This is a genomic window from Tenacibaculum profundicola, from assembly GCF_057220795.1.
In genome coordinates this window covers 43,889-61,332 of sequence record NZ_CM170137.1, presented here as the reverse complement: position 1 = coordinate 61,332, position 17,444 = coordinate 43,889, and the positions used below count along the sequence as shown (strand labels likewise).

At 32.2% G+C, this 17,444-nt stretch carries 16 protein-coding genes and 1 tRNA gene; 10 read left to right on the top strand and 7 right to left on the bottom strand.

The annotated features are described in order from the left end of the window. Positions 1 to 166: 166 nt before the first annotated feature. Positions 167 to 349 carry a class IIb bacteriocin, lactobin A/cerein 7B family gene (locus tag AC2TDS_RS00300; protein WP_484737136.1) on the bottom strand — a complete coding sequence of 61 codons (183 nt, stop codon included), beginning with the start codon at positions 347 to 349 and terminating at the stop codon, positions 167 to 169. A gap of 914 nt (positions 350 to 1,263) precedes the next feature. Here AC2TDS_RS00300 and AC2TDS_RS00295 point away from each other — a divergent pair. Further along, positions 1,264 to 1,491 carry a hypothetical protein gene (locus AC2TDS_RS00295; protein ID WP_484737135.1) on the top strand — a complete coding sequence of 76 codons (228 nt, stop codon included), beginning with the start codon at positions 1,264 to 1,266 and terminating at the stop codon, positions 1,489 to 1,491. Between the two features lie 470 nt (positions 1,492 to 1,961). After that, positions 1,962 to 2,342, top strand: coding sequence for a hypothetical protein (locus AC2TDS_RS00290; RefSeq protein ID WP_484737134.1), 381 nt, complete (start codon positions 1,962 to 1,964; stop codon positions 2,340 to 2,342). Between the two features lie 754 nt (positions 2,343 to 3,096). Here the strand turns inward: AC2TDS_RS00290 and AC2TDS_RS00285 are convergent. From AC2TDS_RS00285 to AC2TDS_RS00270, 4 genes are all read right to left on the bottom strand, one after another. Continuing rightward, positions 3,097 to 3,172 (bottom strand) — tRNA-His (locus AC2TDS_RS00285). Positions 3,173 to 3,228: 56 nt separating this feature from the next. Then, on the bottom strand, positions 3,229 to 3,945 hold the full coding sequence (gene bshB1 / locus AC2TDS_RS00280; RefSeq protein ID WP_484737133.1) for a bacillithiol biosynthesis deacetylase BshB1: 717 nt from the start codon (positions 3,943 to 3,945) through the stop codon (positions 3,229 to 3,231). Beyond that, on the bottom strand, positions 3,945 to 5,105 hold the full coding sequence (locus AC2TDS_RS00275) for a trans-sulfuration enzyme family protein (protein WP_484737132.1): 1,161 nt from the start codon (positions 5,103 to 5,105) through the stop codon (positions 3,945 to 3,947). The genes bshB1 and AC2TDS_RS00275 overlap by 1 nt, the downstream gene beginning before the upstream one ends. 320 nt (positions 5,106 to 5,425) lie before the next feature. Beyond that, positions 5,426 to 6,835, bottom strand: coding sequence for an MATE family efflux transporter (locus AC2TDS_RS00270; protein ID WP_484737131.1), 1,410 nt, complete (start codon positions 6,833 to 6,835; stop codon positions 5,426 to 5,428). Between the two features lie 158 nt (positions 6,836 to 6,993). Here AC2TDS_RS00270 and AC2TDS_RS00265 point away from each other — a divergent pair, with 158 nt between their 5' ends. Genes AC2TDS_RS00265 through AC2TDS_RS00255 form a run of 3 tightly spaced genes read left to right on the top strand, consistent with a single transcriptional unit; the run spans position 6,994 to position 8,742 of the window. After that, on the top strand, positions 6,994 to 7,746 hold the full coding sequence (locus AC2TDS_RS00265; protein WP_484737130.1) for a Rossmann-like and DUF2520 domain-containing protein: 753 nt from the start codon (positions 6,994 to 6,996) through the stop codon (positions 7,744 to 7,746). Then, positions 7,730 to 8,257, top strand: coding sequence for a KdsC family phosphatase (locus AC2TDS_RS00260; RefSeq protein ID WP_484737129.1), 528 nt, complete (start codon positions 7,730 to 7,732; stop codon positions 8,255 to 8,257). The genes AC2TDS_RS00265 and AC2TDS_RS00260 overlap by 17 nt, the downstream gene beginning before the upstream one ends. A gap of 47 nt (positions 8,258 to 8,304) precedes the next feature. After that, positions 8,305 to 8,742 carry a DUF2147 domain-containing protein gene (locus AC2TDS_RS00255; RefSeq protein WP_484737128.1) on the top strand — a complete coding sequence of 146 codons (438 nt, stop codon included), beginning with the start codon at positions 8,305 to 8,307 and terminating at the stop codon, positions 8,740 to 8,742. Positions 8,743 to 9,393: 651 nt separating this feature from the next. Here the strand turns inward: AC2TDS_RS00255 and msrA are convergent. Together msrA and AC2TDS_RS00245 are read right to left on the bottom strand one after the other, a co-directional pair. After that, positions 9,394 to 10,029, bottom strand: a complete 636-nt coding sequence (msrA, locus tag AC2TDS_RS00250) for a peptide-methionine (S)-S-oxide reductase MsrA (protein ID WP_484737127.1) — start codon at positions 10,027 to 10,029, stop codon at positions 9,394 to 9,396. Positions 10,030 to 10,041: 12 nt separating this feature from the next. After that, complete coding sequence (locus AC2TDS_RS00245; RefSeq protein ID WP_484737126.1) at positions 10,042 to 12,489, bottom strand: M1 family aminopeptidase; 2,448 nt, start codon at positions 12,487 to 12,489, stop codon at positions 10,042 to 10,044. A gap of 485 nt (positions 12,490 to 12,974) precedes the next feature. Here AC2TDS_RS00245 and AC2TDS_RS00240 point away from each other — a divergent pair, with 485 nt between their 5' ends. The 5 genes from AC2TDS_RS00240 to AC2TDS_RS00220 all read left to right on the top strand — a co-directional run bounded on the left by AC2TDS_RS00240 (position 12,975) and on the right by AC2TDS_RS00220 (position 17,246). Further along, complete coding sequence (locus AC2TDS_RS00240) at positions 12,975 to 13,490, top strand: thioredoxin family protein (protein WP_484737125.1); 516 nt, start codon at positions 12,975 to 12,977, stop codon at positions 13,488 to 13,490. Between the two features lie 207 nt (positions 13,491 to 13,697). After that, positions 13,698 to 14,495, top strand: a complete 798-nt coding sequence (locus tag AC2TDS_RS00235) for a TrmH family RNA methyltransferase (protein WP_484737124.1) — start codon at positions 13,698 to 13,700, stop codon at positions 14,493 to 14,495. Continuing rightward, complete coding sequence (locus AC2TDS_RS00230) at positions 14,496 to 14,816, top strand: DUF6122 family protein (RefSeq protein ID WP_484737123.1); 321 nt, start codon at positions 14,496 to 14,498, stop codon at positions 14,814 to 14,816. 165 nt (positions 14,817 to 14,981) lie between these two features. Continuing rightward, a complete protein-coding gene (gene hutI, locus AC2TDS_RS00225; protein WP_484737122.1) occupies positions 14,982 to 16,214 on the top strand; it encodes an imidazolonepropionase in 1,233 nt (410 codons plus the stop codon). Positions 16,215 to 16,238: 24 nt separating this feature from the next. After that, positions 16,239 to 17,246 (top strand): formimidoylglutamase, encoded by a 1,008-nt coding sequence (locus AC2TDS_RS00220; RefSeq protein ID WP_484737121.1) that lies wholly within the window; start codon positions 16,239 to 16,241, stop codon positions 17,244 to 17,246. Positions 17,247 to 17,444 lie beyond the last annotated feature (198 nt).

Genomic DNA, 17,444 nt, shown 5'->3' with positions numbered 1-17,444 from the left:
TTAATAGAAGAAATATAGCGTATTGGGTTTTTGGAGGGAAAAAATTAGATATACAGATTAAAATATAGTTAAGTTAATCAAAATTGATTAACTTAACTATATAGGTTTGCTTTATAAATTTAATCACAAGCAGGTTTTTCCAAACTGAATATCATTATCTATAAATCTAACATTCACCAGCATCTCTCCTAGATTTTTCTCCTAATGCTGTACCTATCATCCAACCCATTGTAAAACATGCTATATAAAAACCTCCAACTGCTAGAGCTGTAAGAATTATACCTCCATCAGTTTCCTTAATTTCTTTTGCATTTAACTCCCTAACACCAAAATTTTGTAAATTATTCATAAAAATACGTTTTTAAAAATTATTAATTTATTTTATAATTGTAAGTTTTTTACAATCTTTATATAACACTACTGTTTGCAACCAATATTGTTTTAAAACAACTAATGTAATTTTGTTCCCTGCAAAAACATTGCAGTTAAGTATTTTTTTTAAAATAATTATCCCATTTCCTTAAGTAATTACCTTTAGTGAAATATTTAATGCTAAAATCATTCAAGACACCAGTAATATTTGAAATTAGTATTAAAATTTTTGCTAGGTTTCTCACCAATGAATGGCAACTATTGTATATGCACAATTACGCATATCTACCTTTCAAATATAACTAAATAGGGCTGAGATTAAAAGTGTTTTTAGGGTTGATTGTATATCTAGTTTTAAGTTTAACATCTAATTACTGAAATTTCATTGATTTCCCCTGTGTTTATACTTCTATATGAAATAAGCATGAATATCATCCCATAGAATTTATCATGTTAAAAGATAATAATATGTTTACAAATAACCGTTCTATAAACGCTTATTGTAATTTACTTACCACAATTATGTCAAAGAACTTTTCCGATTTTAAGGTGTCGGAGAACCAACTGTTTTACTTTATTTTGTTTTTACTACTTTTACTTCATGGAACACAGCTATGAACAACTTAATATCGAATTTGTGGAACCAAGAAAAGTTTCTCTTTTTACTAAACTGGTTTCAATCGCATTATCTTTAACTTTTATATCAATTTCTCTAGTTGAAATAATACCTAGTCTTAATTATATTTACAACATTTACACCTTTTGTATTTATGGTTATGGTTGCATGGTATTCAGCAACCCTTACTGTTTTCCTTTCTTCTAAAAACCTACTGTTTAATTTTATTTCGTAACATTTTTCTTATTTTATTTAATAATAGTTAAACTTGAATTATGAAACCTGAAAAAGAAAAAAGAATTTCCGATTACGACACTTGTGGTAATCTTGGTGTTAATGAAATGTTTGGTGCTATTTTCTATATGCTACTAGGAGGATTAAAGAAAAAGTATGAATATTATCACCAAATAAAATTCCAAAGGAAAAATATCATTACAGGTTATTTTTTAACTATTATCATTGTTTTCGGCTCTATTGCTTTAGCTTTTTACTTGTTCACATAACCACTGTTATCTTATAATTCGTTTACGTAAATCTTGGACATAAAAAAACACCTTAATTAAGGTGTTTTTGGTAAGTGTATTATATGTTTTGTTTATGTGTACAACAATCATATAGCGTTAGCCTATCGGCATGACATATACTTAGCTATTGTGCCTTTTTTCGAGTACAAGAATCTGACCGTTTATGATATGAATATTTCCTTTCGTGTCATTTTCGAAAATTTCCTTTTGTTTATTTCTCATTTTTGAAGTGTCAAAAAGCTAAGTAGATAATTTTGGTAACTAGGGGAAACCACTAATTATTAAAAACCACAAAATACCCTAAATGTAAAACCAAGTTACAAAAGTAATTTTAAAACGTAATCAAAAAAGAAGTATTCGATTGAGTAGCTACTATCATTTTTTTATTACAAAGGCGGAACCTGAAAAGCCTATATTGAATAGAGTAGGAACTAAATGATTAAATTAGAATGATAAATTTTGATAGAAATTGGGTACTTAATAATAATAATGAATTTAATGCGGACCAATATTCCATAATTAATATAACCAACGCATTAGTAAAAGAGATTTTGGATAATGGAACTCAGTTGGGTAATGATCGACAACTTTTACTGGAATTTGCAAACGAAGTAGAAGCTAGCGATAAAATAGTGACTGTTACAAAAGGGATGCATCAGGCTGAAAAGTATAAAGGCAAAACTTATTGTCACTATACTATTAGGGATACTACTAATAAAGCATTTCACATTTATGTATTGACAGAAGAAGGTAATTATGGAAACTATATAGAAAATGCAGTAGCTATATCCGAATTTGATGTAATTGACGGGAGATTAAAATGGCTTTAGTCATTTACCTCACCACAGTCAATAATTTATATCTGAAACTAAAAAAGGAACCCCATTATTGGTCTAGCTAAGCTAGACCAATAATATTACTCTAAATATTTTGTCTCTAATAATTCACTATTAAAGTAGGATATTTTACACCAACCAATTTCAATTGGGCAGTAGCGTAGAGCCTGATAGCTATCTCAATATTTTTTTTTGTATTACTTGTTTTACCAAATATACAAAAACAAAATAGCTATCAGTACCCCTTCATCAAACCGTACATGAAGTTTTCCCTCATACAGCTTACCGAATAGAGTTCTTCTTTCCGCTTTCGAGAGTGTCTTTAAGCGAGCATATTTTTCTATGTCCAGAAGATTATACAATCTAACTAATGTTTTTCCTGTTCAGGCTAACACAAATTTTTACGTAAACGACAACAATTATTCTTGATCCGTTTTAAACTCATTCATACCTTTAATACGAACTTGTTTCCCATCTGGATATTTTTCTTTGAATAATGGGTCACGAAAACGATATTGAATAAACCAATTCTTTTAAAGCAACTCTTTTCCTCCAGTTTTCCAATTTGAAGGTGTTACAGCTGGATATGAAGCAGAGCACCCGTTAAGTAATCTTAATGTTTTTTTTGGATTAGATTTTTTTTTCATGGTGGTTTGTTTCGTAAAAAATGGTGACGACACCTAAAAAACAAACCTTGCAAGGCTATAGAAAATAAAAAAGCCCCTTTAAATAAAGGGGCTTGGTGTTTGGGTGGAAGATCGGGTTCGAACCGACGACCTCCGGAACCACAATCCGGCGCTCTAACCAACTGAGCTACAACCACCATTTGACTTGCGGGTGCAAATATACAAGGTTTTTTGTTTTCCTACAAAATTTTTTCCTAAATTAATTTACTTAAATTTTCAACCGCCATGTAACGTTCTGATGTAAAGCCTTCTGCTGCATCAACACCTATAAGTCTTCCTAAATCTCTTGCTCTATACCCAATGCTATCTGTAAAATTTTTACTTGTAATCGGGGTTTCTGGCTCTGAACTTTTAGGATCATAAAACTGAGAACCATACGCCATTACCGAGGCAACTTTTGTATCAATAAACCCAGTTACATCAACTACAAAATCAGGATCAATAGGTTTCCATTGTATATAATGATATACCTGCCTAGGTCTCCATTTTTCTTGTGACACCCCTTCTAGTAATGTTGTTATTTTTAACAAACCACTTAAAAAACACGCATCCGAAACCAAACTACTTCCTTTTGGGTGGTCAATATGCCGGTCATCAATCGCATTGCACAAAACAATTTCTGGTTGGTATTTACGTATCATTTTTATAATTTCCAATTGATGTGGTTTGTCATTCACAAAAAAGCCATCCGCAAACCCAAGGTTTTCTCTTACCGAAACACCTAATATATTTGCTGCTTTTGCGGCTTCTTTCGCTCTTAATTCAGCAGAACCTCTTGTACCTAATTCGCCTCTTGTCAAGTCTATAATTCCAACTTTTTTTCCTAAACTTACTTCTTTTGCTATCGTGGCGCCGCACCCTAGTTCTACATCATCTGGATGGGCACCAAATGCTAATATGTCTAATTTCATTATAATGTTTTATCTAAAGCTTGTACAATGTCTCTTATTAAATCTTTTGTTTCTTCTATTCCGACAGAAAAACGAATCAGTCCCTCTTTAATTCCTTGTTGCTCTCTTGCTTCTTTTGATAGTAAGGCATGAGATGTTTGTGCAGGACTTAACATTGTACTTTCAACTCCTGCTAAACTCATTGACGGCTTAATTAATTGTAAATTTCTTTGAAACTCCATAGCCTCAATTCCTTCTTTTAATTCAAAGGATAACATCCCTCCAAAATATCGCATTTGAGCCTTAGCTAGTATATAATCTTTATGCGATTTGAGTCCTGGATAGTACACTTTAGCAATATGCTCATTTTTTTCTAAATAAGTAGCCATTTTTAAGGCATTTTTACTTTGACGTTTCACCCGCAAGTTTAAGGTTTTTAAACTACGCTCTAACATCCATACTGTATAATCACTTAAACTTCCTCCAAGATTTTTGGCTAAATTCCAAATTTGTTTGATATGTTCTTCCGAGCTGGCAACCGCTCCTGCTAAAATATCAGAATGCCCTCCCATATATTTCGTAGCTGAATGTATCATAATATCGATACCAAAATCAATAGGAGTTTGATTTATAGGTGTAGCAAACGTATTATCAATCATTGTTACAATTTGGTTTCTTTTAGCCAAATCAGCTACCGCTTTCATATCTACTATTTTCAACAACGGATTAGATGGTGTTTCAATAAATATAACGCGTGTATTTTCTTTTATTTCTCTTTCAAAGTCTTCCACCGCTAAACTCTTGGTAAACGAATATTCGATTCCGAATTTATCAAATTCTTCCACCACAAAATTATAAGTTCCGCCATACAGAGTTTCTTGTAAAACAACATGATCTCCTTTCTGTAAAAACGCTAGCAAACTATGACTAATAGCGGCCATTCCCGAACCAAAAATTAAGGCGTCTTCTGTTTTTTCTAAAGCTGCAATCTTTTTGCATAATGCCTCTTGGTTAGGGGTGTTAAAATAGCGCGGGTATCTCTTTATGTCAACGTTATCAAACTGATAAGAGGTTGCCATATATAATGGAGATATGGCACCTTTAAATTGAGTATCTTCAATTTCTCCAACATGGGTGCAAATTGTATTGATTCCTAATTTGGTATTGTCATTCTTATTCATTCCTTTCGTTGTTTTGTATTATAAACTCTGTCAAATAAATTAAATTTAGTATAGTACCCGGCTGCCATCTAACAGCATAGTTTCCTCTTCGTGTATTCCTTATAATAACTACCACCATCCTTATGGAAACTCCCGCGCTTCAATTTATTGACTCATTCAAAAATAATTCATTGCTTATTTATACGATTCCATAATTAAATTGGCTTCGTAATGAAATTTTCGTAGCTAATTTACAAAAAACAACCGTATACCATTATGTCTTGAAATTAGGATTACAAAAAAGGACGTTTCATTGTGTTAATTTTAATTTGTGAAACGCATTATACCTTTATTGCTTTCCAATTTCCTTTTATGAATAACAAAATTCCAATAACTGCTATTAAAATTTCTGCAAGTGTTATCGCCCAAAATACCCCTTTAGGACCGAAATCAAACATAATGGCTGTGACGTATGCAAAAGGAAGCTGAAACAACCAGAAGCATATAAAATTAATATAGGTAGGCGTTTTAGTATCTCCTGATCCATTGAACGACTGAATTACAACCATACCGTATGCATAGGCAATATACCCAATAGCGAGCACTTGTAAACATAAAGTTCCATTACTTATAACTTCCGGATTATCGGAAAACCATCGTAAAAAATCTGCAGCAAACACGATATAAATAACAGAAACCAATCCCATAAAAAAAGCACAATATTTAGCTGTTATCCACACCGATCTTTCCGCTCTATCTGGTTGTTGAGCTCCTAAATTTTGACCTACTAAAGTGGCTGCGGCATTACTCATTCCCCAGGCAGGCATAATGGTAAACATCATTATTCTAATAGCAATGGTATATCCTGCCAACACTTCACTCCCAAATTCAGCCATTATTCTCATTAAAACAACCCAACTAGAGGTTCCTATAATAAATTGACCGATCCCTCCTAAGGAGATTTTAACAATACTAATCATTAGTTTTACTTTCAGTACTATATCCTTGAATACTAATATTATTTTTCCTGAGCCCAAGAATAATATCAATATTTGTGTAGTCACTCCCACTCCTCTTCCTATGGTAGTTGCAATAGCCGCCCCTTCTACCCCATAAGCTGGTATTGGTCCGAATCCAAAAATAAAGATAGGATCTAAAATAAGATTCAATCCATTAGATAAGATTAATATCCTCATAGCCATAGAAGCATCACCTGCGCCTCTAAAGATAGCATTGATTAGAAATAGTAACATCACCGTAATATTACCTCCTAATACTATTTTTGTATAGCCATGTCCTGCTTCTATTAAATCAGGTTCACCTCCCATGAACTGCAATATTTCCTTTGCATATAAAATACCTCCTAAGCTTATAAATATTGATAGCACAACGCCCAAGAAAATAACCTGTACCGCTGTTTCGTTAGCACCTTTTTTGTTTTTTTCGCCGATCCTTCTCGCAATCAATGAAGTTGCTGCCATGCTTAAACCAATGGCAATAGCGTATACCAGCGTTAATACAGACTCTGTTAAGCCTACAGTCGCAACAGCATTTACGCTTACCATTGAGACATAAATAATATCTACCATGGCAAACACTGATTCCATAAGCATTTCTAGAATCATGGGAATAGACAGCATAAATACTGCTTTTTTAATACTACCTTGGGTAAAATCTTCTTGCCTTCCTAGAATGGCATCTTTAAAAAATGTAAGTATGTTTTTTTTTGAAGTTTGATTGTTTTCAGTCATTACAATAAAGTTTATAAATCAGACAATAGACCTTCATTTTTGTAAGGTCTTGTATTTTAAATAATAGGGTCTTGTGATAAACTTTAAACAATCATAATGCTGCAAATATCTAAAAAAATAACGAATTGTAATAAAATAAAATCAATATCTTCGCTACTATGATAAAAGTGATTATTCTTGGGGGAGGTAATGTTGCCCATCATCTCATCCATGCTTTTTCAAAAGTAAATGAGGTAGCAATAGTTCAAATTTATGCTCGCAATATTCAACAGATCACCTCTTTTAATGATCGTTTTCTAATAACAGATAATATTGATACGCTAGTGGATGCAGATGTTTATATTATTGCTGTGTCGGATGACGCGATAAGTACCGTGTCTTCAAAAATTAATTCGAATGGTTTAGTGGTCCATACCTCAGGAAGTGTTTCTTTAGAATCACTAAAAAATAATGGACGAAAAGGTTCTTTTTATTTACTCCAGAGCTTTACTAAAAATAAAAAAGTAAATTTTCATGAAATCCCATTTTGCTTGGAAGCTGAAAATACGTCAGATGTAGAACTTCTTGAAAAGTTGGCACTATCTATTGGTGAAAAAGTATATTATATTAATTCTGAGCAGCGTAAACACTTGCATGTAGCCGCCGTTTTTGTAAATAACTTTACCAATTATTTGTATTCAATTGGAAACGAGATATGTGATCATTATCAGGTTCCTTTTGAGGTACTGCATCCTTTAATTAAAGAAACGGCCTTAAAGATTCAACACCTTTCTCCTGCAGAAGCACAAACAGGGCCTGCGAAACGAAATGATACAAAAACCATAAAAAATCACTTAAATTTGCTCACTAAAAAACAACAAGAAATTTATAAATTATTAACCAGTTCAATTAGTAATGGAGAAAAGCTATAAAGAAATTTTACCTCAAATAAACACTTTAATTTTTGATGTCGATGGTGTTCTAACCAACGGGATTGTAACCGTGATGCCAGATGGACAATTAATCAGAAACATGAATATTAAAGATGGATATGCCTTAAAAGCTGCCGTAAAAGCAGGGTATCGAGTATGCATTATTTCTGGAGGAAAAAATGAAGGCGTTAGAAAACGTTTGGCAAACCTAGGTATTAAAGATATTTATTTAGGAGCACATGATAAAACAGAACAGTTCAATGAATTGGTTGAAAAATACGATTTGAAACCAGAAAACATATTATACATGGGTGATGATGTTCCGGATTATCCCGTAATGAAATTAGTAGGAATGCCTTGTAGTCCGAATGATGCTGCTAGAGAAATTCAACAAATAGCAAAATATATTTCTGATAAAAAAGGTGGTGAAGGCTGTGCTCGTGATGTCATAGAACAAGTCATGAGAGTACAAAAAACATGGGTCAATAATTTTGATGCTCAGTACGACTAACAAAAACAAAACTTACATATTTTCAAACAATTAAATAGTTAAATACAATGAAACAAACATTTTTTACTTTTATCCTAGCTTTCTTTTTTATGAATACCAACGCTCAATCTATTTTAGGTAAATGGGAAAATAGAGATGAGGAAACTAATAAAGTGGATAGCGTAATCGAAGTGTATGAAAAGCATGAAAGAATTTATGCTAAAATTGTCAAAATCACCAATAAAAACAGACAAGACGCTGTTTGTAACAAGTGTAATGGAGAACAAAAAAACAAACCAATTTTAGGCATGGATATCTTAACTGGCTTAAAAAAAGATGGAGATGAATGGAGCGGCGGTAAAATTCTTGATCCTAAAAACGGTAAAGAATATAAATGTTATATAAAACTTGAAAATGAAAACAAGTTAAAAATACGTGGGTATTTCGGTATTGCTATGTTGGGCAGAACTGCTTATTGGTATAGAAAAACAACTAAAACTAACTAAGTCTTATCATATCGTACGCCTAATATTAGAACGTCGAATGAGACTCACTGGAAAGAATAAGTAATTTATGCGTTCTAGTTAGTATACGCTACATTGCTTGACACATCGAAACATTTGGTTTTAATACCACTTATTGTTTGAATTTACTGTAAAAGAAAATGAATGTTTTTTCTTTTTATACTGAAACAGAAAGGGAAAAAGGACGTTTTATTACGGTAAATTCAAATGATAAATGGTATAATACGATTTACAGATACATATTTCGCATATCTATTATTTCTTTTGTAGCTATTTTTGCGTTATAAAACTTAACCATAGCTTGGCTATGCTAAAGTTTTATACCTTAAACTAACTTAAAATAATTCAATACCTATATACTAAATATGTATCTGTAAATCGTATAAGACATTTCAAAACTTAAAAAACTTTTCTAATATAGAATTGTTTATAGAAAATGCCGATTCATAGGTAACACACAAACATGACTGCAAGGAAATGGCTGCGTAACTCTACCTAAGAATCGGCATTACTACTTAGAGTTCGTTTTTAATTGAAAGACGACTTCACTTCATAATAAGCAGTGTGAAAACAAGCAATCTTATACCTGTTATTGTTTGACTTTACTGTAAAAGAAAATGAGTGTTTTTTTCTTTATAATGTCTTTTTTAATAAATGAGGAAACTTCTTCTTAAAACGGTTTAACCTAGGAATTGAAACGTTTTGAACATACGGATTTTCAGGATGTAACCGTTCGTAATTTTGATGGTATTCTTCTGCTTTATAAAACTGGGTGAAGTTGGTAACCTCTGTAGCTATTCTTCCTTTATAAATTTCTTTATTCAGTTTGTCTATTACCTGTTTAATGATTTCCTTTTCTTCTGTTGTTTGGTAAAATGCAATCGAACGGTATTGTGAACCATAGTCTGGATGTTGGCCATTCACTGTTGTTGGATCGTGAGATCCAAAAAACACATCAAGTAATACCCGAAAACTTACTTTCTCTGGATTATAGTATACCGCTACCGTTTCTGCATGACCTGTTTTTCCTGTTCCTATTTTTTGGTAGGTTGGGTTTTTAGTTTGCCCACCTGCATAACCTGATACCGCCTCTTCTACTCCATTAACACTTTCAAAAATAGCTTCAACACACCAAAAACAACCGCTTGCAAAATAAGCCACATGTTGTTCTTGTTTTTGATGTATTATCGCATTATCTGTTTGGTGGGTAAAACCAAAAATAATTAGTGCTAACGCCCCTACTCCTAATGTTAATTTTACACCTTTCATATGAATTATGAATTACTCTAATAATTTAGCCATTGCGGTTTTTATAATTTCAATGTTTTGATGTTTATTTGATGGATTACTATTCTTTTGCATTTGTACCATCTGACGTAACAGGTTAACACCAACATTATTAAAACCATACTGTTTATACTGTATCCCTTTAGCTACAATATCATCTGCTAAATTTTTAATTGCTTTTGAATTATTACTCTTGGCTATTTTATCATACGCCTTTTTATACAATTGCTGAATTTGCTTATTTGAACTCAAAAACATACCAGACATTACATTACTTGCAATAAAATTTAATTCCTCTTGATCATTCTCTTCCAAATAAATGCGTGTTAACGGTGTCGCGATAATCTTTTTAACTGCTAACGGAAGAGTTTTTGATTTTTTAATCGCCAATTGTTTATCTACATAATACATCGCCACTAATGACTTACCTAAAACAGCAAAAGATTTACTTTGCAACCCTTTTTCAAATACTAGCTTCAATTCCGGATCTGTTAACTTACCTAATGTTTCTATTGCGGCAGCTCGAACCAATGTTTTAGGATCATTCATCGCTACATTTTTAATTTTAGTAATGACATTTTTCTTTGCATATTTATGTATTAAATTAATATTCTCTAACGCTAGTATTCTAATCTTGTAAAAGTCATCATTCATAGCATCTGCAATCGCATTGAAGGCTTTTCTTTCATCTTGTTTTGCGGCTATCTCTAACAAAGCCTGTCTTTTATGGATATAATTGTCAGCATATTTCAATTGGTGTATATAATCACTTAACACCTTATTTTCATTTATTTCACATAACAATACGCCATTAGCATTTGTTAAAATTAAATTTGGTTGCTTTAGAAAAGGAAAAGTAAAAGAGGCATCTTTTCCATCTACAAAAACACGGTGACTCGTTCTTTTTACACCTTCAAAAATATCTATGGAAAATGGAAATTTAAATTCATTTTCTTGTGTTTGCAAAATATTTACGGTTACTGTTTTGAGGAGTTTATTATAATCGTAAGAAATATCTAATTTTGGGTGTCCATTACTGAAATACCACTGATTGAAAAACCAATTTAAATCTCTTCCACTCACTTCTTCAAAAGCTAAACGTACTTGATGGGCCTCTCCTGTTCCATATTTATGTGCTGTTAAATAGTTATTGAGCCCTTCGTAAAATGCCTGATCTCCCAAATAATTTCGTAGCATATGCAAAATAGCAGCTCCTTTATTATAGCTCACTGCATCAAACATATCTTCTTTATCATCGTAATAAAAACGTACTAAATGCTTATCATAATGCTGTCCTTCTTTATAAGCATTTGAGTCTTCGAACAAGTGTGCATCTGCCACATCTTTTCCGTATTTATATTCTAACCATAAATACTCACTATAATTGGCAAAACTCTCATTAACAGTTAAATTACTCCAACTCTCGGCAGTTACCAAATCTCCAAACCAATGATGAAAAGCTTCGTGCGCTATGGTATTTTCTTGTTTATTTTCATCAATCAATTGTCCTGGCATTTGATAGGCACGTTCACCATGTATCACAGCAGTAGTATTTTCCATGGCACCACTTACATAATCTCTTCCCACAATCTGTGCATATTTATTCCATGGATATTCTATACCCGTTATTTTTGAGAAAAATTGCAGCATTTCTGGAGTGTTTCCAAAAATATCTTTAGCAAATGGGGCATACTTTTTCTCTACATAATACTCTACAGGAATATTCTTGTAAGCGTCTTTAATAATTTCATACTCTCCTATTCCCATAAAAAATAAGTAAGGTGCATGTTTTTGTTTAAAATTCCAATAATCTGTTCGAGTTCCGTCAGCATTGTTTATTTGCTGCTCTAATTCACCATTCGATAAGGTTACGTATTTCTTTGGAACGGTTATGTAGATTTCTTGTGATGTCTTCTGATTAGGGGCGTCAATGGTAGGAAACCAACAGCTACTTGCCTCTGTTTCTCCTTGCGTCCAAATTTGCGTTGGCTTCTCTTTATCCAACCCGTTCGGATTAATAAAGTACAAGCCTTTGGCTGCTGTTATTGCGGCACTTCCCTTTTGTTTAACTTTTTCCGGGCGTGCTGTATATTTTATATAAATAGTAAATTCTTCATCACGCTTAACTATTCTTGGTAAGGTGATAACCAGCTTAAAATCATCGTAATTATAGGCTAAGTCTTTACTATTCATAGTTACTTTATGAATAATCATCGCTTTAGCATCTAGCGTCAATGTATTCGTTTCATAGAAGTGAGGCTTTAGTGTAACTCGTTCTTCACCATACAATTCTTTTTCCTTAAAATTGAATTCTACTTTTAACTCGGTATGTACTAAATCGTGTATTTTTTCTCTCTCACCATGATATATCTGTTGTGATTGTAAAAAAGTGGTACTTGAAATCAGTAAAATTGCTAGAATAAATATTTTTTGAATCCTCATAAATCTCTTCTTAACTAATTTAATGTTAGTTGGCATTCTTATTTTAATAAACTTATTGAAATTCAAAAATAAGAAAATATGTTAGGCTACTCGTTAATGAGCAGTTAAAAAGAATCTTATACCGATATACTTCAGTCTTTTTCTTATTACTGGTATGGTATCATGTCAATGGCTTTGCCTATGCTAGGCAGCTATTACACTATTATTTTCTTATACACCTACTTGTCTTTTAACGATAGCTAGTTACTCAAAATATAAAATTTTCACTATTAAATTAACATCATAAATAGCAATATTTGAAAACTTTAAATAGATACACTCAGTTTATAGCGTAATTTTAAATCTCAATGAGTATAACCTAAACAATTAAATGTGATTACAGCATCATAATCGATTTACATCAATTATATCCCCAAAAATTCATGCGTTTTTTCACTACCTTAGACCACTAAAATAACCTGCAAATAACATAAAGAATATAAATTATGAAAATTAGATTGATTTTATTAGTGGCTATCAGCGCTTTTTATGTAAACTGTAAAGCACAAGATAGTGCTTCAAGTATTTTAAATACTGCTTTAACAAAAGCAAAAGCAGCAAATAAAAATGTTTTTGTTAAATATGGTGCTTCTTGGTGCAAATGGTGTGAAAAAATGGATCAACAGATGAAAAGTGTCAATTGTAAACCTTTGTTCGAGAAGAATTATGTTTTTGTTGACTTAATTGTTCAAGAATCAAAAAACAACAAACATCTTGAAAACCCAGGGGCCATGGATTTACTAACAAAACACAAAGGGAATAATTCCGGTTTACCTTTTTGGGTTATACTCGATTCGAATGGTAAACTAATCGAAGACTCTTTTAACAGTAAAGGACAAAATTTGGGTTGTCCTGTTACAGCAGACGAAATACAGGAGTTTATTTCAATACTTAAAAAGACATCGACGAATCTCACTGATCATGATTTCATTACTATTGCAACGGCTTTCAAAATGAAATAAAAAGTCTAAACAATGGTAAAACCACTGTAACATTCTCGTCAGTTTTTACTAAAATATTATAGCTTTTGTGATTTGATATTATTATAGAAAAATGATGTTTTTTCTTTATACGGGTTATAAAAAAGTAGTGAGGTAAAAAAAGGGTATTCTATTACGGGAATTTAAAGTTCTCAATGATATTCCTACATTAATGAGTATTTTTGCGAAATGAAAATAATCAGCAGTCCACAAAATTCTTTTATAAAAGATTTGTTAAAACTTCAGGAAAAGTCGCGCGAACGAAAGAAAAAAGGCTTGTTTTTAGTGGAAGGTCAACGTGAAATCACATTGGCATTAAGAGGTGGTTATGAGATTCATTCTCTACTATTTGAGCCTAGTCTTTTTCCTCAAAACCAAATGGACCTATTAAATGTACCATTATATAAACACATTGAAATAACCAAAGAAGTATATCAAAAGCTAGCCTATAGAGACTCTACAGAAGGTATTATTGCTGTAGTAAAAGCTTCCAGTTTTCAATTAGACAATTTAGTTTTTAAAACTAAAACACCCCTTATATTAGTTTTAGAAGGTATTGAAAAACCTGGAAATATTGGAGCGATCTTACGTACCGCTGATGCAGCCAAACTAGATGCTGTATTGATTGCTGATCCTAAAACGGATATGTTCAATCCTAATATTATAAGATCAAGTGTTGGTTGTTTGTTTACCAACCAAATTGCCATTGGAACATCAACAGCTATTTGTGATTTTTTACAAGAACGTGCTATCAATATCTATAGTGCTACTCTTCAAAATTCAAATGAGTATTATAAAAATGATTATACGGAAGCGACCGCATTAGTGGTGGGTACTGAGTCTAGTGGTTTAACGCAGATTTGGAGGGATAAAGCTACCCAAAACATAAATATACCTATGCAAGGAGAAATAGATTCGATGAATGTATCTGTCGCGGCTGCTATTCTTGCCTTTGAAGCAAAACGACAACGTAAGTTTATATTGTAAATGCGTACTATAATTCATTATTTTTTACATTTCGGTTTTCCTTTTTTTATTGCCTATTTCTTTTTCAATAAAGAATGGAAAAAAGTCTATCTGATACTACTGGCAACCATGCTTATTGATCTAGACCACTTACTAGCTACTCCTATTTTTCAAGCAGATAGATGTAGTATTCAGTTTCATCCTCTACATAGTTATTATGCAATAGCTGTGTATGTTGTATTCCTTTTTTTACGCAAACCCTTTGTTATCATAGGTATAGGATTATTATTTCATATACTTACCGATAGTATCGATTGTTTAATGATGCAATATTCTTACTAACCTGATCCTGAACTAACATTTAAAATTATATTCATAGATTTTTAACCCGTATAAATCAAGTAGTCAGATTTCCATAAAAAGAAATTACACATATCATTCCTTAAAAAAACCACAAAATTTGTGGTTTTTAATGTAAGTTTGTCTAGTCAAATTTAAGAACAGCACATGACCACTTTATTTATTAATATCAAGGAATTAATTCAAATACGAGACAACTCTGTAAAAAAAGTAGCAGGTAAAAACATGGGGGTTTTACCTACAATCAAAAACGCATATTTACTCATTGAAAATGAAACAATTACTGCGTACGGAGAAATGAAAGATGTACCTCAATCGGCAACGAAGGTTATTGACTGTTCCGGTAAGATGATTTTACCCACTTGGTGTGATTCTCATACGCATATTGTGTATGCTGGAAACAGGGAGCAAGAGTTTGTTGATAGAATTAATGGATTGAGTTATGAAGAAATTGCTAATAATGGTGGTGGCATTCTAAATTCTGCTAAAAAGCTACAAGCTACTTCAGAAGAGGATTTATATGAGCAATCTGCTAAAAGACTAGATGAAGTAATTGCTTTAGGAACAGGCGCTATAGAAATTAAATCAGGCTATGGTTTAACTGTAGAGTCTGAACTAAAAATGTTACGTGTAATCAAAAGGCTAAAAGAAAATTACACATTACCTATCAAGGCAACTTTTTTAGGTGCTCATGCCTTTCCTGCTGAGTACAAAGATAACAAAGAAGCTTATATCGACGTTATCATTAATGAAATGTTACCAAAGATTGGTGCTGAAGGTTTAGCAGAATTCGTTGATGCTTTCTGTGAAACTGGGTATTTTTCTGTGGAGGATACTGACAAGGTTTTAACAGCGGCACAACAGTACGGGTTAATACCTAAGGTACATGTAAATCAATTCACAACCATTGGTGGTGTTGGGGTAAGTGTAAAACATAATGCTTTATCTGTTGATCATTTAGAGGTAATGAATACTCAGGACATTAACGTTTTACAAGGGTCGGAAACAATGCCTGTGGCATTGCCGTCTTGTTCTTATTTTTTAGGCATTCCTTATACTCCTGCTAGAGATATTATTAATGCCAATTTACCGCTGGCCCTAGCCACTGACTATAACCCTGGTTCTACTCCTTCAGGAAACATGAATTTCGTGGTAGCAACTGCTTGTATCAAAATGAAAATGACACCAGAAGAAGCTATTAATGCGGCTACTATTAATGGTGCATATGCTATGAATTTATCTGATGAAGTGGGGAGTATCACTGCAGGTAAAAAAGCCAATTTTATAATTACAAAAGAAATTCCGTCATTTGGGTTTATTCCTTATAGTTTCGGTTCTAATTTAATTGACGCTGTATTTATAAACGGTGAACGAATTTAATATTAGTTATTTAAAATAAATATCATGCTTACCCTTTTCAACCAATCTGCAATTGATAATTTCACCAATACTCGCGTAGGTGAAAAAAAAATAGGCGAGTGCGTTTCTGTTGTTAATTCTAAAAAACCGTTGCAAGAAGAGCTTAGGAATTCAGAAGCTTCTTTTGTCATCTTAGGAGTTCCTGAAGATATTGGTGTTCGTATGAATGATGGTAATGGTGGCGCTCATACTGCTTTTATCCCTGCTCTTAAGGCTTTTTTAAACACCCAACAAAATCAATTTATCAATGCTGAAAATATTTTGGTATTGGGTTATTTAGATTGTTTAGACGATGTTATTGGTTTTGACGTTTCCGACAGAGAAAAAGGAAATTTACTAGTTAAAGCAATTGATGATGAACTTACGCGTATCATTCAATTAATTATCGAAAGTGATAAAACACCAATTATAATTGGGGGTGGTCATAACAATGCTTATGGAAATATAAAAGGTTTATCTTTAGGAAAACAACAATCGGTTAATGTTATTAATTTAGATGCACATACTGATTTGCGTCGCCTAGAAGAACGTCATAGCGGTAATGGTTTTTCTTATGCTTTAGAGGAAGGGTATCTTGATAAGTATTTTATGTTTGGCTTACATGAAAGTTATACACCTCAATATGTTTTTGAAATGATCCATGGTAATATGAATTTAGGTTATAATACCTTTGAGGAATTAGAAGTTTATAAAATTACCACGATAACAAATGAGTTTTTGCGTGCTGAAAGCTTTATAGAAAACAAACCTTTTGGTATTGAGATAGATTTAGATTGTGTTCAATATTTTCCAAGTAGTGCAATGACACCGAGTGGTTTTACACCGCAACAAACCCGACAGTTTGTGTATAATTTTGCAAAAAATAGTGCTGCTGCTTATTTGCATATTTGTGAAGGAGCTCCGGCTGTAAAAGAGGAATCAACTACAGCGGTTCAGGTTGGAAAATTTATCAGTTATCTAATTTCCGATTTTATTAAGGCAAAATCTCTCTAAATTATATGATTTGATGGTAGAATAATTGATGTGTTTTTAACATGAAATTGTAACATTCACTACAAATGAATTAATACAACCTTAGGAAAAAAATTACATCTTACTATTTTTTAATCATTAATTATCCTGACAATATATTTTTATAGTACTTTGGCACTCAAATTTTGATCAATAAAAATTGGCACCTATCAACTTTTA